23 protein-coding genes and 1 tRNA gene are annotated in these 26,027 nt (G+C 64.9%); 15 read left to right on the top strand and 9 right to left on the bottom strand.

Going from position 1 to position 26,027, the window contains the following annotated elements; all coding sequences use genetic code 11:
• The first annotated feature begins 179 nt into the window (after window positions 1–179).
• From ACU4IU_RS02685 to ACU4IU_RS02665, 5 genes are all read left to right on the top strand, one after another.
• Window positions 180–674 (top strand): FtsB family cell division protein, encoded by a 495-nt coding sequence (locus tag ACU4IU_RS02685; protein WP_172168647.1) that lies wholly within the window; start codon window positions 180–182, stop codon window positions 672–674.
• Window positions 674–1,201 carry a DUF501 domain-containing protein gene (locus tag ACU4IU_RS02680; protein ID WP_139469661.1) on the top strand — a complete coding sequence of 176 codons (528 nt, stop codon included), beginning with the start codon at window positions 674–676 and terminating at the stop codon, window positions 1,199–1,201. Before ACU4IU_RS02685 ends, ACU4IU_RS02680 begins: the two co-directional genes overlap by 1 nt.
• A gap of 8 nt (window positions 1,202–1,209) precedes the next feature.
• Window positions 1,210–2,157, top strand: a complete 948-nt coding sequence (locus ACU4IU_RS02675; protein WP_181270301.1) for a Ppx/GppA phosphatase family protein — start codon at window positions 1,210–1,212, stop codon at window positions 2,155–2,157.
• On the top strand, window positions 2,154–3,398 hold the full coding sequence (locus ACU4IU_RS02670; protein WP_229663870.1) for a S8 family peptidase: 1,245 nt from the start codon (window positions 2,154–2,156) through the stop codon (window positions 3,396–3,398). Before ACU4IU_RS02675 ends, ACU4IU_RS02670 begins: the two co-directional genes overlap by 4 nt.
• Before the next feature lie 91 nt (window positions 3,399–3,489).
• Window positions 3,490–4,863, top strand: coding sequence for an NAD(P)/FAD-dependent oxidoreductase (locus ACU4IU_RS02665; RefSeq protein ID WP_139469659.1), 1,374 nt, complete (start codon window positions 3,490–3,492; stop codon window positions 4,861–4,863).
• A 116-nt stretch (window positions 4,864–4,979) separates the two neighbouring features.
• On the opposite strand, the gene ACU4IU_RS02660 is transcribed toward ACU4IU_RS02665, so the two are convergent.
• Entirely contained in the window at window positions 4,980–5,585 is a 606-nt protein-coding gene (locus ACU4IU_RS02660; protein ID WP_139469658.1) for an NAD(P)-dependent oxidoreductase, read from the bottom strand.
• Window positions 5,586–5,703: 118 nt separating this feature from the next.
• Here ACU4IU_RS02660 and ACU4IU_RS02655 point away from each other — a divergent pair, with 118 nt between their 5' ends.
• Entirely contained in the window at window positions 5,704–6,099 is a 396-nt protein-coding gene (locus tag ACU4IU_RS02655) for a winged helix-turn-helix transcriptional regulator (protein WP_219922142.1), read from the top strand.
• A 124-nt stretch (window positions 6,100–6,223) separates the two neighbouring features.
• Here ACU4IU_RS02655 and ACU4IU_RS02650 read toward each other — a convergent pair whose 3' ends face one another.
• On the bottom strand, window positions 6,224–6,667 hold the full coding sequence (locus ACU4IU_RS02650; RefSeq protein WP_139469657.1) for a hypothetical protein: 444 nt from the start codon (window positions 6,665–6,667) through the stop codon (window positions 6,224–6,226).
• 65 nt (window positions 6,668–6,732) lie between these two features.
• Window positions 6,733–6,809 (bottom strand) — tRNA-Leu (locus tag ACU4IU_RS02645).
• A gap of 90 nt (window positions 6,810–6,899) precedes the next feature.
• Between ACU4IU_RS02645 and ACU4IU_RS02640 the strand changes: the two genes are divergently transcribed.
• Both ACU4IU_RS02640 and ppk2 read left to right on the top strand, forming a co-directional pair.
• Entirely contained in the window at window positions 6,900–8,186 is a 1,287-nt protein-coding gene (locus ACU4IU_RS02640) for an MFS transporter (RefSeq protein ID WP_446655830.1), read from the top strand.
• 66 nt (window positions 8,187–8,252) lie between these two features.
• Entirely contained in the window at window positions 8,253–9,155 is a 903-nt protein-coding gene (gene ppk2, locus ACU4IU_RS02635; protein ID WP_139469655.1) for a polyphosphate kinase 2, read from the top strand.
• Window positions 9,156–9,354: 199 nt separating this feature from the next.
• Here ppk2 and ACU4IU_RS02630 read toward each other — a convergent pair whose 3' ends face one another.
• The 5 genes from ACU4IU_RS02630 to ACU4IU_RS02610 form a co-directional block, all read right to left on the bottom strand.
• Window positions 9,355–10,539: a TIGR01906 family membrane protein gene (locus tag ACU4IU_RS02630; protein WP_446655829.1), complete on the bottom strand. Its 1,185-nt coding sequence runs from the start codon at window positions 10,537–10,539 to the stop codon at window positions 9,355–9,357.
• A 68-nt stretch (window positions 10,540–10,607) separates the two neighbouring features.
• Window positions 10,608–11,534: an AEC family transporter gene (locus ACU4IU_RS02625; RefSeq protein ID WP_172168657.1), complete on the bottom strand. Its 927-nt coding sequence runs from the start codon at window positions 11,532–11,534 to the stop codon at window positions 10,608–10,610.
• 161 nt (window positions 11,535–11,695) lie between these two features.
• Window positions 11,696–12,013 (bottom strand): hypothetical protein, encoded by a 318-nt coding sequence (locus tag ACU4IU_RS02620; protein WP_229663872.1) that lies wholly within the window; start codon window positions 12,011–12,013, stop codon window positions 11,696–11,698.
• 140 nt (window positions 12,014–12,153) lie between these two features.
• Window positions 12,154–12,501, bottom strand: a complete 348-nt coding sequence (locus tag ACU4IU_RS02615) for a DUF202 domain-containing protein (protein ID WP_101545131.1) — start codon at window positions 12,499–12,501, stop codon at window positions 12,154–12,156.
• Window positions 12,501–12,893 carry a YidH family protein gene (locus ACU4IU_RS02610; RefSeq protein ID WP_139469651.1) on the bottom strand — a complete coding sequence of 131 codons (393 nt, stop codon included), beginning with the start codon at window positions 12,891–12,893 and terminating at the stop codon, window positions 12,501–12,503. The genes ACU4IU_RS02615 and ACU4IU_RS02610 overlap by 1 nt, the downstream gene beginning before the upstream one ends.
• Window positions 12,894–12,944: 51 nt before the next feature.
• On the opposite strand from ACU4IU_RS02610, the gene ACU4IU_RS02605 reads away from it, so the two are divergent.
• The 3 genes from ACU4IU_RS02605 (at window position 12,945) to hrpA (ending at window position 19,400) form a co-directional block, all read left to right on the top strand.
• Window positions 12,945–13,532, top strand: coding sequence for a DinB family protein (locus tag ACU4IU_RS02605; RefSeq protein WP_420097526.1), 588 nt, complete (start codon window positions 12,945–12,947; stop codon window positions 13,530–13,532).
• 186 nt (window positions 13,533–13,718) lie between these two features.
• On the top strand, window positions 13,719–15,041 hold the full coding sequence (locus ACU4IU_RS02600; RefSeq protein ID WP_446655828.1) for an Nramp family divalent metal transporter: 1,323 nt from the start codon (window positions 13,719–13,721) through the stop codon (window positions 15,039–15,041).
• Window positions 15,042–15,092: 51 nt separating this feature from the next.
• Entirely contained in the window at window positions 15,093–19,400 is a 4,308-nt protein-coding gene (gene hrpA / locus ACU4IU_RS02595) for an ATP-dependent RNA helicase HrpA (RefSeq protein ID WP_446655827.1), read from the top strand.
• A 178-nt stretch (window positions 19,401–19,578) separates the two neighbouring features.
• Here hrpA and ACU4IU_RS02590 read toward each other — a convergent pair whose 3' ends face one another.
• Window positions 19,579–19,947, bottom strand: coding sequence for a hypothetical protein (locus tag ACU4IU_RS02590; RefSeq protein WP_446655826.1), 369 nt, complete (start codon window positions 19,945–19,947; stop codon window positions 19,579–19,581).
• A gap of 162 nt (window positions 19,948–20,109) precedes the next feature.
• Here ACU4IU_RS02590 and ACU4IU_RS02585 point away from each other — a divergent pair, with 162 nt between their 5' ends.
• The 4 genes from ACU4IU_RS02585 (at window position 20,110) to ACU4IU_RS02570 (ending at window position 25,823) form a co-directional block, all read left to right on the top strand.
• On the top strand, window positions 20,110–21,702 hold the full coding sequence (locus ACU4IU_RS02585) for a peptide chain release factor 3 (protein WP_101545124.1): 1,593 nt from the start codon (window positions 20,110–20,112) through the stop codon (window positions 21,700–21,702).
• 152 nt (window positions 21,703–21,854) lie between these two features.
• Window positions 21,855–22,940 carry an inositol-3-phosphate synthase gene (locus tag ACU4IU_RS02580; protein ID WP_101545123.1) on the top strand — a complete coding sequence of 362 codons (1,086 nt, stop codon included), beginning with the start codon at window positions 21,855–21,857 and terminating at the stop codon, window positions 22,938–22,940.
• Window positions 22,941–23,239: 299 nt separating this feature from the next.
• Window positions 23,240–24,823 carry an AbgT family transporter gene (locus ACU4IU_RS02575; protein ID WP_446655825.1) on the top strand — a complete coding sequence of 528 codons (1,584 nt, stop codon included), beginning with the start codon at window positions 23,240–23,242 and terminating at the stop codon, window positions 24,821–24,823.
• 217 nt (window positions 24,824–25,040) lie between these two features.
• Window positions 25,041–25,823 carry a Bax inhibitor-1/YccA family protein gene (locus ACU4IU_RS02570; RefSeq protein ID WP_259356861.1) on the top strand — a complete coding sequence of 261 codons (783 nt, stop codon included), beginning with the start codon at window positions 25,041–25,043 and terminating at the stop codon, window positions 25,821–25,823.
• The last annotated feature ends 204 nt before the right edge of the window (window positions 25,824–26,027 follow it).

Here is a 26,027-nt window from a genome sequence, read left to right as displayed (position 1 = left end):
GCACGGGCTGAGGTGAGAGATGCTCGCGGGGGAGGAGTGGGCGGGACCGGACGTGACGGAGGATACGTGAGAATCGAACACGCCACGAGCTCGAAATCCTCGCGCAGGGAATGCGGACACGGCACACTTGGAGATGTTGCGACACTCTTCCCCGATCCCCAGTCGCAGAGGAAAGAAGCATGGTCCCGAGCAAGCCCAGACGAAGTGCCCCGAAATCGGCTCCTGGCAAAGCCACCCCTCGTCGACGCCCGAAACCGGTCATCGAAGCCGATGCCGGCACGGACGCCGAGGCGCGTGGCCGCCGCATGTCGGTGCGCACGGGAATCTTCCTCCTCGTCGTCGCAGCCGTCCTCCTCGCGTTCCTCTCGCCCCTGAACTCCGCACTCAAACAGGCCCAGCAGATCGCGGCCCTGAATAACGAGATCGAGACGACGAAAGCCGAGGTCAAGAGCCTCGAAGAGAAGAACGAGAACCTCAGAGACCCCGCCTACATCAAGCGCAAGGCCCGCGAAGACCAGTACTACGTGGAAAAGGGCAAGAACGCGGTCATCGTCACGAATCAAGAGGCCGTCGACGAGGAATCCGAGCCCGAACGGCCGGTTCGCAAGCAGGCCTGGTACCTTGAGTTGCTGGAGTCCATTCAGGAGACCGGCAACACCGTGGAGAAGAGCTGATGATCACAGAGTGCACCGAGGCGGATTTCGCTGTCCTCCAAGACCAACTCGGGCGCATTCCCCGAGGCGTCGTCGGCATCGCCGCCCGCAGCGCATCCGGTGAACCCCTCGTCGTCGCCACCGCTCCGCGCCTCGAGGACGGCACGCCGTTCCCGACGACCTTCTACCTCACCCATCCTGCCTACGTGGCCGAATGCTCGCGGCTGGAAGCCTCGGGAATCATGGCCGAATGGACTACGGAGATCGGCGAAGACGAAGAGCTCGCTGCCGCCTACGCCGCCGCACACCGGGCCTACCTCGACGTCCGCTCTGAGATCGGCTCCGCAGCGGGCCTGGCGGAAGTTGAAGAGATCAAGGATTACTCCGCAGGCGGAATGCCGAACCGGGTCAAATGCCTCCACGCCCTCGTCGGCCACTCGCTGTCCGCCGGGCTCGGCATCAACCCCATCGGCGACCGCGCACTGTCGTTCATGAACGATGTGCCTCCGCTGGCCGAGACCGCTGCCACCACCGAATCCACCGACTAGGACCTGCCATGCGTGTTGCTGCCTTCGACTGCGGGACGAACTCCCTGCGCCTGCTCATCGCCGATGTCGCCGCCGACGGCACCCTCACCGACCTGCGTCGCGAAACCCGGATCGTCCGTCTCGGCCAAGGTGTCGACGCCACCGGCGAGTTCGCACCTGAGGCGCTCGAGCGCACCTTCGCCGTGGCGAAGGAATTCGCCGAGGTGGCCGCCGAGTACCGGCCGGAGAAGCTGAGATTCGTCGCGACCTCGGCCAGCCGCGACGTGAAGAATCGCGATGAGTTCTTCGCCGGGATCTTCTCGATCCTCGGCGTCGTCCCCGACGTCATCGCCGGTGAAGAGGAGGCCCGGCTGTCCTTCCTCGGCGCCACTGTCGGCCTCACGGATGCTGACGGACCCTATGTCGTCATGGACCTCGGCGGCGGCTCGACCGAACTCGTCCTCGGCCGAGACGATGTCCAGGCGGCCGTGAGCATGGACATCGGGTCGGTGCGTCTGACCGAACGGCACATGCCGGTCGAAACTCCCAGCCAGGACCAGATCCAGGCAGCTCTGGCCGATATAGACGGCCAGCTCGACCAGGCCGCGCAGATCGTCGACTTCGCGGCCCCGCGCACTTTCATCGGAGTCGCCGGCACCGTCACCACCATCACCGCAGGCATCCTCGGACTCGAAAGCTACCAGCGAGAGCGCATCCACGGAGCACATATCAGCGTCGCCGACGTCGCTGACGAATCCCGAAAGCTTCTGGCCATGGACCGCCAGGCACGCACGGACCTGCCGTATATGCATCCCGGACGCGTCGACGTCATCGGCGCCGGATCGCTGCTCTTCGCCAGGATCGTCGCCCGCTTCGACCAAGCCGTGGCGGCCGCCGGAGGATCGCTGGATATTCGGATCTCCGAAACCGACATCCTCGACGGGACCGCGCTCGACCTCGCGCTGACGAGCTCGTGAGAGCCGCCGCGCGACTCCTCGCCGTCACGACCGTCGTCCTCGGACTCGTCGTCGGTACCACCCAACCCGTCATGGCCGCGCCGAAGGCCGGACCCGGCCAGTGGTTCATCAAAGACTACGGAATCGACAAGGTCTGGAAGAAATCCACGGGCAAGGGCGTCAAAGTCGCAGTGATCGACTCCGGCGTCAACTCCGACCACGAAGACCTCAAGGGCGTCGTGAAGAAGTCCAAGGACTTCAGCGGACTGGGCAAGGACGGAAAGACCCCGCTGGGAGGGAAGACCACGATCCACCACGGCACCGCCGTGGCCGGAGTCATCGCCGGCCGAGGAGTCGGTGCCGGGCCGACCGGCGTCGCCCCGGACGCCGAGATCCTGTCGGCATCGATGTGGCTGGGTCCCGACCGCCCCAAGGAATCCGGATCGACTCGAGAACAGGCCGATGAAGCCATCCGATGGGCTGTCGACTCCGGTGCGAAGGTCATCAACATGTCCTTGGGATGGGACGATCCGGGCTGGCCGGAGAGCTGGGACGAATCCTTCGCCTACGCCTACAAGAAGGACGTGCTCGTCGTCGCCTGCGTCGGCAACGCCTCACAGGGAGCGACCCAGGCATGGTCGCCGTCGACGGTTCCGGGCGTCATCGGGGTGGGCGGACTCGACCAGAACGGGAAGGTCCTCGACGACTCCACCGCACCCGGCACCGCCGTCGACCTCATGGGTCCGGCCAAGGACATTCCCATTCCGTACTACAGCGGCGGCTACGCCGAAGGCCAAGGCTGCTCGTTCGCCTCACCCGTCGTGTCCGGTGTGGCAGCGCTCATCCGCTCCGAGAACCCCGACCTCAGCGCCGATGAGGTGCGAGCCATACTGCAGTCGAGTGCCAAACCGGTGGACGGTCACAAGGGCGTGAGCAAGAAGGGCAAGCCCGACCCGATCGTCGGCTGGGGGCGCGTCGACCCGCAGAGCGCCATCAAGGCGAAAGCGCCCAAGAACGTCTCCTCCGCCGAGGATGAGCTGGCGGATTGGGTGAAGATGCATCGTCGCGGGGATGCGAAGTCAGAAGAGACCGAAACCGCCGCACCGGATGAGACCGAGAGCCCGAAGGCTCTCGCTCCGACCGATATCGTCGCCACGCAGTCGACACCGACACTCGGCTTCGCCGTCCTCGGGGCCGGAGCCCTGATCGCCGTGGTCCTCATGATCATCTCGATCGTCTCCTTCGCCCGCCGTCGCCACTGAGGCCAGGTGCAGAAACTGCTCTGATCTGGGGCGTTCGAGTCCGTGGGACAAACAATTAGTGAAAGTTTTCACAAGGGTCTAGCATGGGATTATGGCACTCATCAGAAACTCAAAACTGCGTCCACGAATCCTCGTTGTCGGTGGCGGCTCGGTCGGCCTGCTCGCCGCTCAGAATCTGCTGAAGAACCTCGGTCGGGGCGAAGCCACCGTCACCGTGGTCGATCCCAACCCGTACATGACCTACCTGCCGTTCCTCCCCGAGGTGGCAGCCGGGTCGATCGAGCCTCGTCACGCTGTGGTGCCGCTGCGCCGCAACCTGCCGGGTGCCGAGGTCATCACCGCGAAGGTCACCTCGATCAACCACGCCGAGAAGTTCGCCACCATCGAACCCGAGAACGATGAAGCGTTCGAACTCGACTACGACCACATCATCCTCGCCTCCGGTTCGGTTGCCCGTGCGCTGCCGATCCCGGGCCTGAAGGAGAATGCGATCGCGCTCAAGCGCATCGAGGAAGCCGTCGCCCTGCGCGACCACCTCCTCTCCCGCCTCGCCGACGCCGCACTCATGGAGGACGACGAGGAGCGTCGCAAGGCTCTGACCTTCGTCTTCGTCGGCGGCGGATTCGCCGGCATCGAGCTGCTGACCGAACTCGAGGACATGGTCCGCTCGGCCATCGCCCAGTACGAGACGCTGACCGAAGCCGATGTCCGCTTCGTCCTCGTCGAGGCCCTCGGCCGCGTCATGCCCGAGGTCGGCGAAGCTCAGGCCCGTTGGGTCGTCGAGCACATGCGCGAACGCGGAATCGACGTCTACCTCGAGACCTTCCTCCAGGACTGCACCGACAAGCACGTCAAGCTTTCGAACGGCGAAGAGTTCGACGCCGACACTATTGTGTGGTCCGCCGGTGTCAAGGCCAACCCGATGCTCATCGACTCCGACCTGCCGATCAACGAACGCGGCAACGTCACCGTACGCGCCGACCTGCGGGTCGAGGGCGATGACGGTGTCGTCGAGGGCGCTTGGGCTGCCGGCGACAACGCCGCGGTTCCCGACCTGTCCGGCGGCGGAGTGGCAGGCTTCTGCGTGCCCAACGCTCAGCATGCTGTGCGTCAGGCTCCGGTGCTGGCTGCCAACGTGCTCGCCGCACTGCGCGGAGAGACCGAGTTCAAGCAGTACTTCCACAAGACCATCGGTACGGTCGCAGGCCTGGGCCTGTACAAGGGTGTTTCGCAGATGGGTGACTTCGAAGCCCGCGGACTCCTCGCCTGGCTCATGCACCGCGCCTACCACGGCTACGCGATCCCGACCATGGACCGCAAGGTCAGGGTCTTCGGCAACTGGTTCGTCAGCGCCGTCCTCGGCCGCGACGCCATGCCGCTGGCAGACCTCGATGTTCCGCGCAAGAACTTCGTCGAGGCCGCCAACTCGAAGCCGGCTCCGAAGAAGGAGCCTGCCAAGGCCTGACTTGAGGCAGCCGGTGCCATCCGGCGACAAGCCCTGATGAGACGACTGACGCCGGGGATGCAGATGCATCCCCGGCGTCAGTCATATCTGCAGGCCCTGCTGCGAGTGCGTCCTGCTCAGTTCGCCACGGTGAAGCGGGCGTCGATGTGCGCAGGCTCGGCGATCTCATCGACCATGGCTACGGCGAAGTCCTCGGCCGAGATCGAGTCGCCCGCGGGCACCTCGAGCTCGACATTGTAGGAACCGGTGCGCTCACCCGGAGCGATCTCCGGGGCGGGGGAGATGAGCGTCCACGGGGACGGGTTCGCGGCACGAAGAAGCTCGAGGGCCTTCGTGCCGGTCTCTGCCTCAGCCTTGTACGCGGGAGGAAAGCCCTCGGTGTCCTTGAGCATCGTGTCCCCGGCGAACAGGGAACCGGCACCGCCGACGACGAACAGTCGCGTATCGCCGCTGGCCTTCGCCAGGGCCGACAGAGCTTCGAGCCATTCCTGGTGGTCCCCGCCCGTGCGGCTGGGTCCGGTGGTGGAGACGATGACATCGTGATCGGCGGCCATGCGTGCTCCGAGCTCCGCATCGGCCATGTCGCCGGCGACTGAGCGGGTCGCTCCGGCCACCTCGGTGCCGGAGCGGGTGATGGCGGTGACCTCGATCCCGCGAGAGGCCGCCTCGGCGACGACGCGAGAGCCGATCATTCCCGATGCTCCAAAGAGTGCGATCTTCATAAGAGTCCCTTCGTTCTTCGTGCGGCGCGACTGCGGTGCACGGTGGATGTCGTAGTCTGACTCTCCTAAGGTATCTTTTGGATATCGAGTACCTCAAGGATACTATTGGGCTATGAGTATGAAAGTTCGCTGGGAAGGCGATGCCTTCGACCCTGAATGTCCGACCCGAGTGGTTCTCGATCGCGTCGGAGACAAGTGGACGGTGCTTATCGTCGACATTCTCGATTCCGGTCCGAAGCGTTTCAACGAGATCCGGCTGGCCATCGGCGGGATCACCCCGAAGGTGCTGACCTCGACCCTGCGATCGCTTGTCGCCGATGGCCTCATCGAGCGCGAGGTCTTCGGCGAGGTGCCACCGCGGGTGGAATACTCGCTCACCGATCTCGGGCGATCGCTGCAGGATCCTGTGGCCGCGCTTCGGAAGTGGGCGGAGGCCAACGTCGCGGAGATCGTCGAGAACCGGGACCGCCATGACGAGGCACATGCGTCCGCGGGATTGCGAGCGTTCCGGTGACCGGAGCCTAACGGTCAACCGGCGGCTGGTGCGGGCGTTTCGGCAGAGACGATGGGTCGCATGTCGACCAGTCGAGTGTGGCGGATGCTGTCACACTCGTACTGCGGAGGAGCAGCAATAGGGATCAGCCGCGCGAGAGCTGTCCGAGCACGGTGACGAAATCACGCAGCTCTCCGGCGACGCGATAGACCCGAGGTGAACCGGAGTAGACCCAGTTGTTCGTGATGATCGAGGCGCTGCCGCCGTTCGTCGCCTGTTTGAACTCGGCGACGTTGAGCGTCGCAAGATGATCCTCGACGAGGCGGCTGCGCAGGTCCGAACCCATCTGCACCCAATGATCGGCTGCCTCGAAGCCGATCTCCGTCCAGTCGCCTCCAGCTTCACGGAAGGCGACCGGGCGACCCAGCGGAGGGAAATCGGCTGCGGTGGAGTCGTCTGTCGCGGTGGGGGAGGCCGCCTCGGTGGCGGTGATGATAACGGCGGGACCGTGCTGGCTGCGGGCGAGATCATCGTCGACGGAGGCGATCGGCAACGGTGCCTGACCTGGGCTGAGAAGAAGGAACGGCATAGGACGATCATGCCGCACTCGACGCGATTCGGCGATCTCGGTCGGTACTCGACGACGACGAAGAATGGTCCCCCCAGTGGGACTCGAACCCACACTGAATCGATTTTAAGTCGACTGCCTCTGCCGATTGGGCTATAGGGGGAATGCTCAGAACACACTTTATCGGCAAAGCCCGGCCACCGCGATCTGAGACATTCCGCGGACGATCCGGGCACACGGCTAACCTGGAACGATGACGACGAACGGACCCACCCGGCAGGCCTGGGTGATCCTCGTCGTCGGCGTCCTCACGCAGATGGCGGCGACCATCGCGATCGCCGGACCCGCCTTCCTCATCCCCTATATGCACTCCGACCTCGGGTTCACACTCACCCAGGCCGGCACCGTCGCGGCCGCACCGAGCTTCGGACTCATCCTCACCCTCATCGCCTGGGGCGCATTCGCCGACCGATTCGGCGAACGTCTGGCGATGACATTGGGCATCGGACTGACGGCTGCCTTCTCGGCCGCCGCCGTGCTCGTCGTCGACTCGCCGATCTGGATGGTCATTGTCATCGCCGCCTCCGGTGCCGCGGCCGCCTCGGTCAACTCTGCATCCGGCCGCGTCGTCATGGGCTGGTTCCCCCGCCACCGCCGAGGACTGGCCATGGGCATTCGCCAGATGTCCCAACCACTGGGCACGAGCGTGGCCGCTGTGACCATCCCACCGATCGCCGCGGCCGGCGGATTCCCCGCCTACCTCTGGTTCGTCGCCGCCGTGACCGGCGTCCTCGCCCTCATCTGCTTCGCCCTCATCCGCAACCCACCGGACCCGACCCCCACCCGCGCCGAGGTGGCCGACCCCGACCGCGACACCCTACCGGAGGCGGAACGCCACGGTCGGAACGAACCGGGCACCGCCTCGGTGGGGGAGGGGAAGCCCGGCGCCGCCTCGGCGATCAATCCCTACCGCAGCGATTCCTTCCTGTGGCGCATCCACGCGGTCTCCGCGCTCCTCGTCGTTCCGCAGTTCGCTTTCTCCACCTACGGACTCGTCTGGCTCATCGTCGTCCAGGGGATCGGCGCGGGCGCCGCCGGAGCGATCGTCGCGATCGCGCAGATCGTCGGAGCAGTCGGCCGCATGGTCGTCGGCGCGCTCTCCGATCGCACGGGATCCCGCGTCGGCCTCATGCGCATCGTCTCCGTAGTAGCCGTGATCGTCGTCGTGGCGATCGCCATCCTGTCGCTGACGGAGCTGCCCGCCGTCGCCGCAGTCGTCTTCATCCTCGCCTCAGCCGTCTCCGTGGCCGACAACGGGCTGGCCTTCGCCTCGGTGGCCGAAGCCGCCGGACCACGATGGTCGGGCAAGGCGCTGGGAGCTCAGAACACGGGACAGTTCGTCATGTCGGCCCTGCTGGGCCCTGGATTCGGTGCCCTGGTGACGGCATTCGGCTATCCGCTGTCCTTCGGACTCATCGCCATCGCCCCACTGTTGAGCGTCGGAATCATCCCGCGACGCGACGTCGATCGCATAACCTGATATTCATCTCGGCACATTATCGTGCACGAGGCACAACCGGTGTCGACAGCGAAAGGGAAGGATCTCGTGAACAATCTGTTCCAAGAGAATCTGCGGGAGTACATCGACAAACTCCGTCTCGAAGGGTACACCGTCGAGGACAGTCAGACCACGGATCCGCACCTCATCGACCCCATGGGTCGCGCCGTCGAAACGTGGCGGGAAGGGTACCCGTACGACGAACAGATGGACCGCGAAGAGTACGAACTCGAGAAGTACAGACTGCAGGTCGAACTGCTGAAATTCCAGTACTGGGGTCAGGACACGGGCGCCAAACACGTCATCGTCTTCGAAGGTCGTGACGCCGCCGGCAAGGGCGGAACGATCAAACGCTTCACCGAACACCTCAACCCGCGTGCCGCCCGCGTCGTCGCACTCAACAAACCCTCCGACCGCGAAGCCGGACAGTGGTACTTCCAGCGCTACATCTCCCACCTGCCCACGAGCGGGGAGATCGTCATGTTCGACCGCTCCTGGTACAACCGGGGCAACGTCGAGAGGGTCATGGGATTCTGCACCGACGACGAATACGAGACCTTCATGGAACAGGCTCCGGTGTTCGAGAAGATGCTCATCGACTCCGGAGTCCACGTCACGAAGTTCTGGTTCTCCGTGACCCAGAGAGAGCAGCGGACCCGGTTTGCGATCCGTCAGATCGACCCGGTGCGGCGGTGGAAGCTCTCACCGATGGATCTCGAGTCCCTCGACCGCTGGGACGACTACACGGAGGCGAAGGAAGAGACGTTCCGCCGCACGGACACCGACCACGCTCCGTGGATCACGATCAAGAGCAATGACAAGAAACGCGCCCGCCTCAACGCGATGCGCTACTTCCTCAACCAGTTCGACTATGAGGACAAAGACCCCTCGGTCGTCTACGAAGCCGACCCGTTGCTCGTCCGCCGCGGCCGCGACGCCGTCGACGACTAGTCAGCAGTCGTCCACCGTCACCGAGGCGGGGGCTCGGAGATCGCTGGTCTCATACGCGGATGATTTCGGACAGAAATTCGGCCGGGTGGAAGGGGAAAGACCACCCGGCCGGAACCGTGGAGCGGGACTCGAACCCGCTGTGCAGTGACGTGTTGCTGTGCCGCCGGAGGCCGATGCTCCGGACTGCGGCGAAACCGAATCAGATCTCTGCGGCGGCGTCCTTCCGTGCCTTGCGCAGCGCCCGGCGCTTCTTGTGCCCGGTGAAGCTGAGCAGGAAGAGGATGATCGCCAGGAGCACGAAGAGCCCGCCGCCGGCGATGCCCGCATCGACCCAGAACTGAGGCGGGAAGAGGCGGATGAGCGAATCATCGGCGTAGAACTCCCAGGTCCCATCGGCGAAGAACACCTTGTGGAACCCGCGGAAGAAGCTGTCCCAGCCGAGGACGGCGACAACGGCGACAGCGGCCATGAAGATGATGCTGAAGATCGACCCCAGACGCACGCCTGCATGGATGCCCGATCCGTTCTTGCGGCACATGTAGATGCCGAACAGCACAGATCCGATGATGCCGACGAGAGCCACGAGGTAGAGCAGCGAGGTCAGACCCTTGACGTCAGCCATATGGCTGAGCTCGTCGGAGATAAAGATCGGCTCTCCGTTGGGCATGACGATATCGGCGAGGTAGCGCCGGGAATCGAAGTTGTGCAGGTAGTCGATGACATAGGTCCCATAGTGCTCACGGTCGGCGGCACTGAAGCCGAACCGATCGGCCGGGAAGCCGGGCCGGAAGTACTCGAACTTGAGGAAGATCCCCGAGGCGACGAAGCGCACTGCCAGAGCCAACAGGACGAAGGGGGTGGCGAGCATGATCCAGATCGTGCCGATGACATCGAGCACGGACCGACGTCGCTCGGGCACCTCGGGATCGCGGGCATCGGTCGACGTCGCCGCCTTCGACACGGCGGCCCAATCGGCTTCGCTCATCACTGCGGTGCGCGCATTCTGCGGCACCTCGCGTGTGGTCCCGGTATCGGTCGAGGATGATGCCCCGGCTGTCGATGCAACGGCGGCCGAATCCGTGCCGGCGGACTTCTGCGCGGCGGTGTGATCGGCGGTACGCGTGCTCGCGGGCTGAGAGGCCGGATTCGTCGAGTGGGCGGGAGTCACCCTCACCGGGCCCGTCGAGGGCTTCGCATCCGCGGAATGCTTGGGGGTATCCTCGGCGATGGGATCCGTGATCGGATCGAACGCCTCGGTGTCGGTCGAGGGATCATTGGCCGCCTCCAGAGGGGCCCGCGACTGCTTATCGGCAGCATTGGCAGACCCTGAACTCATCCGCCTGCTCAGGAGGTCTTCGGTCTCGTTCTTCTCGTCTCTGGACACATCCCCATTGTCAGTGACCACAGGGTCCTAGCCCGGGAGGACACGCCACGGCGGCCGATTTCGCGGAGTCAGCCGAGGAGGGCGGCGATGATGACGAGAGCCGGAACGGAGAGCACGGTGGTGATGAAGACGGCATCGCGCATGAGCGCCTCGGATTGTCGGTACTGCATCGAGTAGATGTAGACGTTCTGCGCGGTCGGCAGCGCGGAGGTGACGACGATGGCGAAGAGGTCGACCCCGTCGTAGCCGAGCAGAGGGCCGCCGATGGCCCAGGCGATGACCGGCTGAGCGATGAGTTTGGCGCCGGTGATGTAGCTCAGCTGTGCGCGGCTGCCCTTGACGGGGATTCCCCACCCGTCCTTGAGCGAGATGCCGAACGCCAACAGGGCACCCGGGACCGCGGTGGCGCCGATCATGTCGATGGGCTCGAAGACGAAGCGCGGCAGTTCGAAGCCCGTCGCCGATGCGGCCACACCGGCTGCAGCACCGAGGACGATGGGGTTCTTGAGGACTTGGAGGATCGCGGAGTACCAGTGCGAATCATGCTGCTTCTTGCCCGCACCGTCGAGCACGGCCATGCCGATGGGGGCGAGGACGAGCAGCTGGAAGAGCAGGACCGGGGCGACATAGCCGATGTCGCGGAGGACATAGGCGGCGATCGGGATGCCGAGATTGCCGATGTTGACGTAGCTGGTCGCCCACGCGGAGAACATCGCCTCCCCGGTGCTGCGCTTTCTGATCCACTTCGTGAGGACGAAGAGAGCGGCACCGACGATGAGCGCCGAGCCGCCGGTGGCGAAGAGCGCGGTGTTGAAGATCAGCCCGAGGTCGGTCTCGGAGACTGTGACATAGAGCAGCGTCGGGGTGCCGGCGTAGAAGACGAGCTTCGCGATGACCTGCTGACCGTGCGGACCGAGAACGCCGGAGCGGCCGAGGACGAACCCGACCAGAATGACTCCGGCGATGACGGCGAAACCTTCGAATACGGCCAGCATGGGCTGCTCGGCTCCTCGCTTCCTGCGTCTGGGAGTGCCGCGGTCAGTCTGGTGCGGCTGGTGTCAGTCCCGTAGAGCGGGTATCAGTTCGGGACGGTCGGGATCGTCGCCGGGCGGAATCCGCGGCGGGGTGCGGAGGTCGGGCGTCCTCGGCGGTGGGGTCAGTCCGCCTCGGCGATATCGGAGACGACATAGGAGGCTGCGGCGCTGACCGCACTGACGGCGAACACGGCCGGCCATGCGCCGATCTTCTTCGCCAGGGGATGGGAGGCACCGAACCCGCCGAGGTAGGCCAAGCTCAGTCCGGTGGCGGCGGGCCAGCCCTTCTTCACATACCAGGAGCGGGCGGCGTAGGCACCCGCTGCGGCGAGGACGACTCCGCCGAGGGGGCGGATCCCGGTCTCGCGGGCGGTGAGGAAGCCGCCGATGAGGCCGACGGCGACGAGTGGGGCGGTGGAGACTTCGCGTGCATCCTTCATACGCACCAGTTTAGGCGTGCAGTTCAGCGGACCGGACGGCGGTCTCATAAGGCGGCATGCGCAGCAGGTGTGCGCGATGTCGGGCGGGAGCAGGTGGGATGCCGATCAGGAGGTCTGGGAAGTTGAGCGGGTGGAGAGCCTCAGAACAGGCTGATCTTGATGACCGAGGCGATGCTCAGCACCGAAATGAGGCACACCGAGGTGGTGAGGAAGATGACCGCCCACGGCGACGGCCGACCGCGTTCGGCCCGAATCGAGACCGAACCTAGCCGGTAGCGTCTGACCTGCATGGCGATGGCGACGATAGCCATGCCCATGCACACGACGAAGAGCGCCACCGACCAGCCTTGGAAGACGTGGATGAAGCGCATGAAGATGAGGCTGACGACCGTCATCGTCAGACTCGTGCGCAGCCATGATTGGACGGTGCGTTCCGGCTGCAGAGCCGGATCGTCATGCGGCTGCGGTCGCGGTGAGCGGGTCGGCATCACAGTAGGCCGGCGAACACCAGGACGAGGAGACCGGCTCCCAGCGCCGAGGCGAGGCTGACGATGGGGATGATGAGCGGCAGCGGCAGCGAGGTCTTGCGACGCATCGCCGATTCGATGCGATGCCAGCGGACGGCGGCACCGGCGGCGAGGATGAAGCCGATGACCATGAGCACGATCGACAGGGTCGCCCGCAGACCGGTGCCGAAGATCTCCGAGGTGAAGGCCTCGACGGCGATTCCGCCGCCGATGAACGCCAACGCGGTGCGGATCCAGGACAGGAAGGTCCGCTCGTTGGCCAGGGTGAAGCGAGGATCGGGGTCGACTCCGTCGGGGAAGACCCGTCGGGCGATGCGGCTGCGGGAGTCCTGCGACGAATTGTTCTCACTCACCCTTCGAGGATAACCGTAGACGGCGCAGAGATGGTGTGGAAGCCTATGCTCATGAGCGACGACGAGACGATGAAGTCCTTCCTGCAGGAGTCCCTGCGCCGGGGTCGGACGAACCTGCGATGGAAGCTGTCCGGACTCGATGAGAGGTCCCTGAGGTGGCCGCGCACCCCGACCGGATTCAACCTCCTCGGCGCACTCAAACACATGGCACAGGTCGAGATCGTCTACTTCGGCGACACTTTCGGCCGAACCTGGCCGAACCGGGAAGAGGTCGTCAGCGACGCGGACATCGACCTCGATCCGCAGGCCGACTGGTGCGCGACCGAGTCCGAGACGACCGCGTATCTGCTCGACTTCTACACTCGCGTCTCAGACTTCGCCGACGAGACCATCGACTCGCTCAGCCTGGATTCGCCGGGACGGGTGCCGCATTGGCCCACGGGCCGCGACGAGACCACCTTGGGACAGATCATGGTTCACGTCCTCGTCGACCTCACCCGGCATGTGGGCCAGATCGACATTGTCCGGGAAGGCATCGACGGCGCCGCCGGACTCTCCGAGGCAGCTCCGAACCTGCCGGAGGACTTCGACCACGACACGTATCTCGAACGTCTGCGAACCATCGCCGACCGTTTCTGAGGCGCGGCGGGACGGGGCCGACCGTCGCGAGGGATGGTGACCGATGACACGACAGCGCCGTTGTCACCTATCATGACTGTGGACATGCTGAGACCGCTGCGCCGCCGAAATGCGGGAGAACCCGATGGAGGATCCCCGACCGCTCGGTGAGTCTGTGCGCGGCCGAAGATGAAAGCGAAAAACTCCATGAGTGAGCAGTCGAACGGTTCCGGCCCCGGCTACGGGGGCGACGCAGAGACCGTTTCCGGAATCGAAGAGGCCTCCGGCCCGGCCAAATGGAAGGTCATCGGTCCCGGCCTCGTCGTCGCGGCCACCGGCGTCGGTGCCGCGGATATGGTGGCGACCCTGGTGGCCGGCAGCCAGTTCGGCTACGGACTGCTGTGGGCAGTGATCGTCGGCGTCATCCTCAAGATCGTCCTCGTCGAAGGAGCCGGCAGGTTCAGCCTCGCGACCGGAAAGACGATCTTCGAGGGGTGGCGATCGCTCGGCCGCTGGACCACGTGGTACTTCGGGCCGTACATCATCATCTGGGGCTTCGTCTACGGAGCCACGGCGATGAGCTCGGCGGCGCTGCCGCTGGCCGCGCTCTTCCCCGGCCTCAACCTCACAGTGTGGTCGGTGCTCATGGGCCTGGCCGGCTTCGTCATGGTGTGGTTCGGCCGCTACGGCGTGTTCGAGAAGATCACCGCCGTTCTCGTCGGGATCATGTTCATCACCGTTGTGGGGCTGGCGATCATCGCCGCGCCGAACATTCCCGATATGCTCACCGGGCTGATCCCCATCATCCCCGAGGGCGGAGTGATCTACACGCTCGCGCTCGCCGGAGGAGTCGGCGGCACCATCACCCTGGCCGCCTACGGCTACTGGCTGCGTGAGAAGGGCTGGCACACTCCGAAGTGGATGCGGGTGATGCGCATCGACAACTCGATGGCCTACGTGATGACCGGCATCTTCGTCATCGCTATGCTCGTCGTCGGCGCCGAGGTCGTCCGTGCCGCGGGAGTCTCGATCTCTGCCGAGGACAAGGGACTGCTCGACCTCGCCGACGTCCTCAAAGCCCGTTACGGCGAGGTCGTGGGCATAGGCTTCCTCGTCGGATTCTGGGCCGCTTCCTTCTCCTCGATCATCGGAGTCTGGAACGGAGTGTCCCTGATGTTCGCCGACTTCTGGGGCCATATGCGCAAGAAGCCGGGCGGACATCCCGACACCCTGACCGGCGGCAAGTACTTCAAGTTCTATGTGCTGTGGCTGACGTTCCCGCCGATGCTGCTGTTCATCCTCGGCAAACCGATCGGACTCATCCTCGCCTACGGCGTCCTCGGCTCGCTGTTCATGCCGTTCCTCGCAGTCACTCTGCTCGGCCTCCTCAACGGCAAGAAGATCCCCAAGGAATGGGCCAACAAGCTGCACACGAACATCGCTCTGGCGATCACAGCACTGCTGTTCATCATCCTCGGCATCCAGCAGCTCTACTCGGCGCTCGCCCCACTCTGGGGCGGCGGGGAGTAACCCGCCTGGGCGGGGCCGAGTCTGGGCATTGCCGCTAAGCTGGGAGACGCAATGGCAGAAGAGAACCCGACCCCGTCGACCACCCCAGCGAACACGAATCCAGGACGGCCGCCTCGGCGCGGGAAGAACGGACGTGGGCGTTCGCAGCAGCGACGCAGAACCACGGCAGTGCACCATCAGCAGCGCCGAGCCCGGCTCAAGGACGCCCGCGCTGCCCATCCGGTCACCGTCACCTACCCCGAGGATCTGCCGGTCACCGCGGCGAAGGACGAGATCGCCGAGGCGATCCGGGACAACCAGGTCGTCATCATCGCCGGCGAGACGGGATCGGGAAAGACCACCCAGCTGCCGAAGATCTGCCTCGACCTCGGCCTCGGGGTCGACGGACTCATCGGCCACACCCAGCCTCGGCGCATCGCCGCCCGGACCGTGGCCGAGCGCATCGCCGACGAACTCGACGAGGACCTCGGCAGCACCATCGGTTACCAGGTGCGGTTCACCGCGCAGGTCGCCGATTCCACTCGGGTGAAGGTGATGACCGACGGCATTCTGCTGTCCGAGCTCTCGCGCGACAAACTGCTGCGCGACTACGAAGTCATCATCATCGACGAGGCACACGAACGCAGCCTCAACATCGACTTCCTCCTCGGCTATCTCAAGGAAGTGCTCGACCGACGTCCCGACCTCAAAGTCATCATCACCTCGGCGACGATCGACCCCGAATCGTTCTCCGCTCACTTCGATGACGCTCCGATCATCTCCGTCGAAGGCCGCACCTTCCCCGTCGAGGTGCGGTACCGGCCTCTCGGGGACGATCCTGCCGATGACGATGTCGACGGGCCCGGCGAATCCGGGAACTACGAAACCGGAGTCGAGGAGCAGACCGACGGAATCATCGCCGCCGTCGACGAACTCGCGGCCGAGGCACCCGGTGACATCCTCGTCTTCCTCTCCGGCGAACGGGAGATCCGCGACACCGCCGACGCCTTGAGTGACCACCTGCGCAGACGTCCGCGGATGAGCAACTGGGAGGTCGTGCCGCTGTTCGCCCGACTCTCGGCGGGGGAGCAGCAGAAGGTATTCCAACCCCATTCACGACCTCGCATCGTCCTGGCCACGAACGTCGCCGAGACCTCGCTGACGGTGCCCGGAATCAAATACGTCATCGACGTCGGCACCGCCCGCATCTCCCGCTACTCCAACCGCACCCGGGTGCAGCGACTGCCGATCGAGCGTATCTCCCAAGCCAGTGCGAACCAGCGCAAAGGCCGCTCCGGGCGCACCAGTGACGGCATCTGCATCCGCCTGTACTCGGAAGACGACTTCGACTCGCGTCCCGAATTCACCGATCCGGAGATCCTGCGCACGAACCTCGCCAGCGTCATCCTGCAGATGGCCTCACTGGGATTCGCCGCAAGCGATCAGGAGATCCTCGACTTCCCATTCCTCACCCCGCCAGAGGCCAGGGCCGTCCGTGACGGACGGACGATGCTCACCGAACTCGGGGCGCTGACCAGCGACTCGGCAGGGAAGATCCACGTCACCGAGATCGGTCGTAAACTCACAGTGCTGCCGATCGACCCCCGCCTGGCCCGAATGGTCATCGCGGGGGCGGAGGCCGGCTGCGGGGGAGAGGTCACCGTCATCGTCGCCGCGCTGTCCATCCAGGACCCGCGGGAACGTCCGGCGGAGGTCCGAGCCGCCGCCGATGAGAAGCACGCCCGATTCACCCACCGAGGCAGTGACTTCCTGTCCTACCTCAACCTGTGGAACTACCTGCAGAGTCTGCAGGCGGACATGGGATCCTCGAAGTTCCGGCGCCGCTGCAAGGACGAGTTCCTCAACTTCGTGCGCATCCGCGAATGGCAGGACCTCGTCGGTCAGCTGCGCTCTCTGCTCGGCTCGGCCGGCATTCGCATCGAGAGATCCGTCTGGCAGCCGGGCGACGATGCCGACACGGCCGGATCCGCTCTCGATGGCGACGGGGGCAAGACGAATGCTGCCGGGCCCGGTGACGGCTCCGACCGTGGACAAGGCGGTCGCAGTGGTCGTGGTCGTGAGGGGCAGAATGCTCCTGGCGGTCAGGGCACCCGTGGCGGTCGGGGCGAAGGAAGCGCTCAGGGCGGACGAGGTGCGAACGGCAAGATCGGATTCGCCGAGCTCAGCGCCGCCAAACGCAGCGCGAAGAAGCCGGGCGCGACCGGTCCGGCCGGGGACACCGGGAAGCAGGTGGCGGCTGCCAAACTCGACCCGCATGCCGCCGCCATCCACCGGTCCCTGCTCACCGGTCTGCTGACGATGATCGGCTCACGGTCGGAGCGGCACAAGGACTATCAGGGAGCTCGCGGCACCCGATTCGCGATCTTCCCCGGATCCGGACTCTTCAAGGTCAACCCCGACTTCGTCATGGCTGCCGAACTCGTCGAGACCTCCCGCCTGTGGGCCCGCACCGTGGCCGCGATCGACCCGGACTGGGTCGTCGGAGCCGCCGGTGACCTGGTCACCCGCCAACATTCGGATCCGCACTGGTCGACGAAGGCCGGCGCATCGATGGTGTACGAGAAGATCTCCCTCTACGGGGTCACTCTTGTCAGCGACCGTCGTGTCGGCTACGGCACCATCGACGCCGAGGCCGCCCGGGACGCGTTCATCCGCAAGGGTCTCATCGAAGGCGACTGGCACGAACGCTTCGGCTTCCTCGAACACAACGCGGCCGTCATCGACGAGGCCGAGGAACTGGCTTCGCGGACACGGAACCGTCGCGTGCTCGACCAGGACGATGCCCTCTACGAATTCTTCGACGAACGGATTCCGGAGGGGATCACCTCGGCGGCGGATTTCCGGGGGTGGTGGAAGAAGCAGAAGCGACGGGACGCGCACCTGCTCGACCTCACCACCTCGGTGCTGCTCAGCGACGACAGTGAGGAGCTGACCGCCTCGGTGGCCTCGGATTTCCCGATGGAATGGGAACTGACCGACGGTACGCGGGCGAAGCTGCGCTACTCCTTCGACCCCGGTAGCACCGACGACGGGGTGACCGTGGAGATCCCCGCCGAGGCGGTGCCCGCGGTCGACGCGGACGAATTCAGCTGGCAGGTCCCCGGCCTGCGCGAAGAACTCGTCGCCGCCTATATCCGGTCATTGCCGAAGAGCAAACGCCGCTACTTCGTTCCCGCTCCCGACGTCGCCCGCGAGATCCTGCCGGCGCTCACCCCATACCAGGGAAACCTGCCGGACGTGCTCGCCGCGTACTTGAGTGAACGCGCCGGCGGGGGAGGGCTGAACGACCTCGTGCCGATCACGGTCACCGCCGACGATTTCGACCGATCGCGGATCCCCGCCCATCTGCGGCTGACCTTCCGGGTCGTCGATGGAAAGAAGACCGTCGGTCTCGGCGAGGATCTGTCTGCTCTGAGAACGAAAGCCACACCCCAGGTGCGCAAGGCCCGCCAGAAGCAGAGCGCGTTCACCCCGAAGACCGGTCTGACGGACTGGTCGTTCGGTGAGCTGGCCGATCCCGATCAGGCCGCAGTCGGTGTCGTTCCGGGGCTCGCGGACCGTGCGACATCGGTCGACCTCGTGGCCTTCGACACCGCAGCACAAGCGCGCCTGGCCACGCGAGAAGCGATCACCACCCTGCTGGGCCAGCACACGTCTGACGCACTGAAGTACCTGCAGGACGGGCTGACCACTCAGGAGAAGCTCATCCTCGCCGGTCATCAGAAGACCGCCGACGAGCTCCTGGTCGGACTGATTCGTGTCGGGATCCGCGGTCTCGTCGCCGACCGGTTGGGGCCGGCCGAGACGTCATGGGTGGCCAACGCCGATGAGTTCGCGCAGCTGCGAAAGGACGTCGACGCCGAGCTGCCGCTGACCTGTTCATCGCTGCTGCCGTCCCTGATGAAGGCGCTGCAGGCGGCGACCGAGCTCGACAAACTCGTTTCGAAGGCATCCTCGTTGGCGATCCTGTCCAACCTCGCCGATGTGCAGGCGTGGCGAGCCTCCCGGACGACCGCAGCCGCCATTGCGGCGATGACTCCGCAGATGCTGCGCGAGCTGCCCCGCTGGGTGCAGGCCGAAGTGGTGCGCATCGGCGGAATGCAGGACTCGCCGATCCGTGACAAGCAGCTCATGGATCGAGTCACCGGCTGCAGCAGCGATGTGGTCGAGAAGATCGGCAATCGATTCCCGGCACTGGCGAAGGCCGAGTGGCCGCAGCTGATCGTGTCGCTGCCTGCCGAATGGGTCGAAGTCGTTGTGATGCTCGAAGAGCTGCGGGTGTCGCTGTTCGCGAATTCGCTGGGCACGGCACATCCGGTGTCGGAGAAGCGCATCGCGAAGGCTCTCGCCCAGCTCTGACCCGAGCATCCCTCACCGGCAGCGGCACAACACCTCGTTGCAGAGGGGCGTTGTGTCACGAAGTGTGAGTGACGCGCGAGTACCTGTAGGAAGCGCCACCAGCGGGAGGTGTTGCCGCCAAACGTAGGAATTGCGAGGACCTGTGTGGGGCAGCGGCCGTCTCGGCAGCGGGTGAGGGTCAGACGTCGGCGAAGAAGCCGCTGCAGAGCCACCACAACGGCAGAGCTCCGGCGGCAAGAAGGGTGGCGACACTCCACCAGATGCGCCACTTCCACGTGCGACGGCGAGTGCCGATGAAGAGGAACGCGAGATAGAAGATGAGGCAGAAGGCCCCGGACAGGCTGAGCAGCACCATCCCGGCCGCCTCGGTGCCGGAGGTGCCGAGATCGAAGAGGTACTTCGTCGTCTGCGCAATCTGCCAGGAGAACCAGATCACCGCGCACAGCAGCGGTACTCCCAGGACTCCCGCGACGATGAGCGGCAAGGCTTTGAGCCAGCGTTCCTTCGGCTCCGAACGGCCGGCGTATTCGACGAATTCCTCAGACATCGTCCCCCAGCATATGGGCCGATTCCGACAGGACGCTGGATTCAACGCCCACGGGCCTCCTCGCGCATACGATTCCGGCCGCCGGACGCCCGGCACAAGCTGGCCCCACACTGTGACTGAGCGGACACGCCGGATGGGCGCGAAGAACGATAGGATATTGCGGTGACTTCTGGCCAGTATTCCGTCAAGGACATCCGACACGAGGCGTCCCGCCGCCGCACGTTCGCTGTCATCTCCCACCCCGACGCGGGCAAATCGACGACCACCGAGGCGCTCGCCCTCCACGCCCGCGCCATCGGCCAGGCCGGAGCCACCCACGGCAAGGCCGGTCGCCGCGCCACCGTCTCCGACTGGATGCAGATGGAGCAGGATCGCGGAATCTCGATCTCCTCCGCCGCCCTGCAGTTCGAGTACCGCGACGCCGTGTTCAACCTCGTCGACACCCCTGGCCACGCCGACTTCTCCGAGGACACCTACCGTGTGCTCTCCGCCGTCGACTGTGCAGTCATGCTCATCGATGCCGCCAAAGGCCTCGAGGCGCAGACGATGAAGCTCTTCGAAGTCTGTGCCCATCGCAATATTCCGATCATCACGGTCGTCAACAAGTGGGACCGTCCCGGCCTCGACGCGCTCGAACTCATGGACGAGGTTCAGCAGCGCACCGGCCTCCTGCCCACCCCGATCACCTGGCCAGTCGGGCAGTCCGGAGACTTCCGCGGAGTCCTCGACCGCATCAGCGGTGAGTACACGAAATACACCCGCACCGACGGAGGCGCCACGATCGCCGGTGAGGACACCTACACGTCCGAGGCGGCCGCCGACCTCGAAGGCGATGCGTGGACGACCGCTGTCGATGAGTCCGATCTGCTGGAGATGGAAGACCAGAACCACGACCAGGAGACCTTCCTCGCCGGCAAGTCGACCCCGGTGATGTTCGCCTCGGCCGTGCTCAACTTCGGCATCCACAAACTCCTCGACCTCCTCGTCGACCTCGCCCCACCCGCCGAGGCCCGCCTGGACAAGGACGACCAGCCCCGCCCCGTCGACGATCCCTTCTCCGGATTCGTCTTCAAGGTGCAGGCCGGAATGGACTCCCACCACCGCGACCGACTCGCCTACATCCGAGTCTGCTCGGGAGTCTTCGAACGCGGAACCGTGCTCACCCACGCCAGCACCGGCAAACCCTTCGCCACGAAATACGCTCAGCAGGTCTTCGGTCGCGACCGCGATGTCGTCGACGAAGCGTTCCCGGGAGATGTCGTCGGATTGGTCAACGCCTCCGCTCTGCGCGTCGGTGATTCCCTCTACCTCGACAAGAAGGTCGAGTTCCCCGGCATCCCGACGTTCTCACCCGAACACTTCATGGTCATCCGTGCCAAGGACTCCTCGAAGTACAAGCAGTTCCGCCGCGGCATCGAACAGCTCGACCACGAAGGCGTCATCCAGGTGCTGCGTTCGGACCTGCGCGGTGATCAGGCACCCGTGCTCGGCGCCGTCGGACCCATGCAGTTCGAAGTCGCCGAAGACCGGATGACCAACGAATTCAACGCTCCCTGCACCCTGGAGCGCCTCAACTTCTCCCTCGCCCGACGCACCACTCCCGAATGCGTGCCGACCCTGGCCCGGGAACGCTCGGTCGAGGTCCTCCACCGCTCCGACGGAGAGCTGCTGGCGCTGTTCTCCGACCGGTGGCGGCTGCAGGGCGTGCAGAAGAACCACCCCGACCTGGTCCTCGAACCTCTGGTCGTCAGCTGAGACGAGCGCTGCCGCGATCGGATGCCGGTGTCCGGCATTTTGACGCGGAGATTATTATGGATAGTTGGGGCCGAAGCCAAGCCCCGCAGGGCGAACCGCCCGCGTGGGACATTCCCGCCGCTCGGTGAAACCCAAACAGACAAAGGAGAATTGTGGGAACGAAATCGATTCGAGTCGCGATTGCCGGACTGGGCAACTGCGCCTCGTCCCTGATCCAAGGCGTGGAGTACTACCGGAACGCGTCGCCCGGGACGAAGGTTCCCGGCCTTATGCACGTGGAGTTCGGGGACTATCACGTCGGTGACATCGATTTCGTTGCCGCCTTCGACGTCGACGGCAAGAAGGTCGGCGTCGACATCGCCGAGGCGATCACTGCCAGCGAGAACAACACCATCAAGCTCGCCGATGTGGAGCCGACCGGCATCGAGGTCCTGCGCGGACCCACCCTCGACGGGCTCGGCGAGTACTACCGCGACACGATCGTCGAATCCGATCGCGAGGCCGTCGACGTGGTCAAGGCTCTCAAGGACGCCGAGGCGGATGTGCTCGTGTGCTATCTGCCCGTCGGTTCGCAGAAGGCCGTCGAGTTCTATGCTCAGGCTGCGATCGACGCGAAGGTCGCCTTCGTCAACGCCCTGCCCGTGTTCATCGCCGGCACCAAGGAATGGGACGAGAAGTTCCGTGCCGCCGGTGTCCCGATCGTCGGCGACGACATCAAGTCCCAGATCGGTGCGACCATCACCCACCGTGTGATGGCGAAGCTGTTCGAAGACCGCGGCGTCGTCCTCGATCGGACCTACCAGCTCAACGTCGGCGGCAACATGGACTTCAAGAACATGCTCGAGCGGCAGCGCCTCGAATCGAAGAAGATCTCGAAGACTCAGGCCGTTACCTCGAACACTTCCGCCCAGCTGTCCGACCGCGACGTCCACATCGGACCCAGCGACTACGTCGAATGGCTCGACGACCGCAAGTGGGCCTTCGTCCGCCTCGAAGGCCGCAACTTCGGCGACGCCCCCGTGTCCCTGGAATACAAGCTCGAGGTGTGGGACTCGCCGAACTCCGCCGGCGTCATCATCGACGCCGTACGTGCGGCGAAGATCGGCCTCGACCGCGGAATCGGCGGAGCCCTCATCTCCGCCTCCTCGTACTTCATGAAGTCGCCCCCGGAGCAGCAGGACGACGACGCCGCCCACGAAGCCGTCGAAGCGTTCATCCGCGGCGACCTCGAGCGCTGATATCGCCGAGGCGGCCCACCCTGTTCTGAGGTGCTGAGTCGCCTGCCGGTCGAGAGGGCGCCGATCGCAGATTCTGCGGTCGGCGCCCTCGCACATTCACCGACGTCGGTGAGAACGGAACCGCACGACCGCCTCGGCGGGGTTCGGGTGGCGCCCCACCCCGGTGTATCCGGTATTTGAGACCGCCGTGACACAACGGGGATTGTTCACGATACTTGTCTCTTCGACGTGATCGCACTCACATGTGCGGCACACGGCCCAGCGCACCGATCGGTGCCGAGACGACCGAGGAGACCCCTATGGCGAGCACCTCCGCTGCCACCGATGAGAAGCAGAGCGACAAGTCAGAACTCAGCTGGCTGATGCGCGTCCTCGTCATCATCGAGAAGGCCGGCAACAAACTGCCCCACCCGTTCTGGCTGTTCCTCTCGCTGGCAGTCATCGTCATGATCCTCTCGGCGATCTTCGCGTCCACCGGACTCAACGCCGTCAATCCGGCCACGGACGAGAAGGTGACGGTGACGAATCTCTTCTCCACCGAGTCGCTGCGTGAGATCGTCGCGGGGGCCACGAACAACTTCGTCACCTTCCCGCCGCTGGGACTCGTCCTCATCGTGCTCATCGGCGTGGCCGTGGCCGAGCAGTCCGGACTCATCCCGGCGATGCTGCGCGGAACCATCGCAGGTGCTTCTCCGAAGTGGATCACGTTCATCGTGGCCCTGGCCGGAACCGCCTCATCGATCGCCTCGGACGCGTCCTACATGATCATGATTCCTCTTGGCGGACTCGCGTTCAAAGCCGTCGGCCGCAATCCGCTGCTCGGCTGCCTCGTCGCCTATGCCGCGACCTCGGGAGGCTATTCGGCGGCTCCGATGGTCAACTCGCTCGACACGATCCTCGGCGGCCTGTCCACCTCGGCCGCCCAGATCATCGACGCCGAATACTCCGTCAGCCCGGTCGCGAACTTCTACTTCAACTTCATCTCCATGTTCGTCGTCGCTGCCGCGGTGACCCTGGTGACCGAGCTGGTTCTGTCCAAGCGAGCCGACCAGATCGAACTCGACGAGGAGACCGACGACGATCCTGACAACTTCGACGTCAAGATGGCCCTCGACGCCAACGAGAAGCGCGGAATCATCATCGCCGTCGTCGCCATCGTCATCTGCGCGGCGGTGCTGTTCGCCCTCGCCTGGCCCGCCGGGTCATTCCTCCGCGATGAAGCCGGAGGCTTCGGTCCCGATTCGGGTCTGATGGCCGGAATCGCCGCGATCATCGGCTTCGGCTTCTTCATCGTCGGCATCGTCTACGGCTACGCCACCGGATCGATCAAGCACACCGCCGATATCCCGGAGATGATGGGCAAGGGGCTGCTGCCGTTCGTACCGGTCATCGTCCTGTTCTTCGCCGCCAGCCAGTTCCTCGCGCTGTTCAAGATGTCCAACCTCGGCGAGATCATGGCGATCAAGGGTGCCGAGGTCTTCGGGGCGCTCAACACCGGACCGTTCGTCATCCTCCTCGGTGGATGGCTGCTCGTCGCAGTGGGTGCACTGTTCCTCACCTCCGGCTCGGGACTGTGGACGCTCATGGCACCGGTGCTCGTCCCGATGTTCATGCTGCTGTCGATCTCCCCGGAGACCACCCAGGCCCTCTACCGCATCGGTGACTCGACGACGAACATCATCTCCCCGATGAGCCCGTACTTCGTCGTCGTCCTCGGCTTCATCCAGCGATACAAGAAAGACGCCGGCATCGGTACGGTGCTCTCATTCACGATCCCGCTGTCCTTCGCCATGTTCATCCTCTGGGGACTGCTGTTCTTCATCTGGTGGGCCACCGGAATTCCGTGGGGACCGGGCGCGGCCACTCACTATCAGATGGGCTGAGTCGGTCACCCGATGGGCCGATCCGGGAATTCTCGCGCCCGATCAGGTGTTGTCCACCACAGCATCACGATCGTGCAACGTCGGACGCTGCAGGCGGGAATCCTCAGTTCCCGTCCAGACCGTCCGGTTAGACTGTGACCGTGAACGATCATCTGTGCAGCCTCCCGGCTGCGCACATTCTACTCAGATCGAAAGGATCTCGACCGTGAGTAACCCCATGATGAACCGGGCGATCAACCAGGGCGCCCAGGCCGGACGCAACCAGCCGGTCATGTCCGATCAGGAGCTCAACAACCTCTTCAACCAGCCTGCCGCGGAGAACCGCAATGCCGGGCCCCAGGTCGCCGACCGTGCGATGACCTATGACGATGTGATGATGAAGACCGGTGTGCTCTTCGCCATCCTCCTCGCCGGTGCCGTCGTCGGCTGGTTCGTGCCTGTCCTCGCCCTCCCGGCGATGCTCATCGGCCTCGTCCTCGGCCTCGTCAACGCCTTCAAGAAGGAACCGAACAAGGCCCTGATCATCAGCTATGCCGTGTTCGAGGGTGTGTTCCTCGGCGGCATCTCCGCGATCTTCGAGTCCTTGTACTCCGGCATCGTCGTCCAGGCCGTGCTCGCCACTCTCAGCGTCTTCGCGATCATGCTCGCCCTCTTCAAGTTCAAGGGCGTGCGCTACGGCTCGAAGATGATGAAGTTCATGGTGATCGCCGTCGGCGGCTACGCGATCTTCTCGATCGTCAACCTCGTCTTCGGGTTGGCCTTCGGAACCGGAGGGGTCCGCAGCATGGAGATCTTCGGCATCCCTCTGGGCATCGTCATCGGTCTTGTGGCCACCGTGCTCGCCGCGATGACCTTGATCATGGACTTCCAGATGATCGAAGAAGGGGTCAAGCACAAGATCCCGGAGAAGTACTCCTGGATGTGCGCGTTCTCCCTCATGGTCACCCTCATCTGGCTCTACATTGAGATTCTGCGCCTGATCTCCTACTTCAGAGACTGAGAGACGTGCTCGCCCCACGCAAGTGGGTCGCGGCCGAACGCTGAACGAAGGGCGGATCCCCGAGAAGGGGATCCGCCCTTCGTCGTGCTTTGCGAGCTGCCCATTGCTTGTGATCACTTTTCTGCCTATCGTCAGAGATACCGACGAGAAGCGTCGGCGGACCGTCTTCATCGATGAAGCGCGGACCAGAGACCTCATGGCCTG

The organism is Brevibacterium sp. CSND-B09, assembly GCF_052906525.1.
This window is presented reverse-complemented; position numbering and strand designations above follow the sequence as displayed.

What these genes read in the sequence shown, in the direction of transcription:
- ACU4IU_RS02650 (WP_139469657.1), bottom strand. Translation starts at nt 6,667, where the DNA reads ATGCCGTTCCTTCTTCTCAGCCCAGGTCAGGCACCGTTGCCGATCGCC.
- ACU4IU_RS02590 (WP_446655826.1), bottom strand. Translation starts at nt 19,947, where the DNA reads ATGTCTGAGGAATTCGTCGAATACGCCGGCCGTTCGGAGCCGAAGGAA.
- ACU4IU_RS02640 (WP_446655830.1), top strand. Translation starts at nt 6,900, where the DNA reads ATGACGACGAACGGACCCACCCGGCAGGCCTGGGTGATCCTCGTCGTC.
- ACU4IU_RS02600 (WP_446655828.1), top strand. Translation starts at nt 13,719, where the DNA reads ATGAGTGAGCAGTCGAACGGTTCCGGCCCCGGCTACGGGGGCGACGCA.
- hrpA (WP_446655827.1), top strand. Translation starts at nt 15,093, where the DNA reads ATGGCAGAAGAGAACCCGACCCCGTCGACCACCCCAGCGAACACGAAT.
- ACU4IU_RS02665 (WP_139469659.1), top strand. Translation starts at nt 3,490, where the DNA reads ATGGCACTCATCAGAAACTCAAAACTGCGTCCACGAATCCTCGTTGTC.
- ACU4IU_RS02680 (WP_139469661.1), top strand. Translation starts at nt 674, where the DNA reads ATGATCACAGAGTGCACCGAGGCGGATTTCGCTGTCCTCCAAGACCAA.
- ACU4IU_RS02605 (WP_420097526.1), top strand. Translation starts at nt 12,945, where the DNA reads ATGAGCGACGACGAGACGATGAAGTCCTTCCTGCAGGAGTCCCTGCGC.
- ACU4IU_RS02625 (WP_172168657.1), bottom strand. Translation starts at nt 11,534, where the DNA reads ATGCTGGCCGTATTCGAAGGTTTCGCCGTCATCGCCGGAGTCATTCTG.
- ACU4IU_RS02675 (WP_181270301.1), top strand. Translation starts at nt 1,210, where the DNA reads ATGCGTGTTGCTGCCTTCGACTGCGGGACGAACTCCCTGCGCCTGCTC.
- ACU4IU_RS02615 (WP_101545131.1), bottom strand. Translation starts at nt 12,501, where the DNA reads ATGCCGACCCGCTCACCGCGACCGCAGCCGCATGACGATCCGGCTCTG.
- ACU4IU_RS02620 (WP_229663872.1), bottom strand. Translation starts at nt 12,013, where the DNA reads ATGAAGGATGCACGCGAAGTCTCCACCGCCCCACTCGTCGCCGTCGGC.
- ACU4IU_RS02655 (WP_219922142.1), top strand. Translation starts at nt 5,704, where the DNA reads ATGAAAGTTCGCTGGGAAGGCGATGCCTTCGACCCTGAATGTCCGACC.
- ACU4IU_RS02570 (WP_259356861.1), top strand. Translation starts at nt 25,041, where the DNA reads ATGATGAACCGGGCGATCAACCAGGGCGCCCAGGCCGGACGCAACCAG.
- ACU4IU_RS02685 (WP_172168647.1), top strand. Translation starts at nt 180, where the DNA reads ATGGTCCCGAGCAAGCCCAGACGAAGTGCCCCGAAATCGGCTCCTGGC.
- ACU4IU_RS02660 (WP_139469658.1), bottom strand. Translation starts at nt 5,585, where the DNA reads ATGAAGATCGCACTCTTTGGAGCATCGGGAATGATCGGCTCTCGCGTC.
- ACU4IU_RS02575 (WP_446655825.1), top strand. Translation starts at nt 23,240, where the DNA reads ATGGCGAGCACCTCCGCTGCCACCGATGAGAAGCAGAGCGACAAGTCA.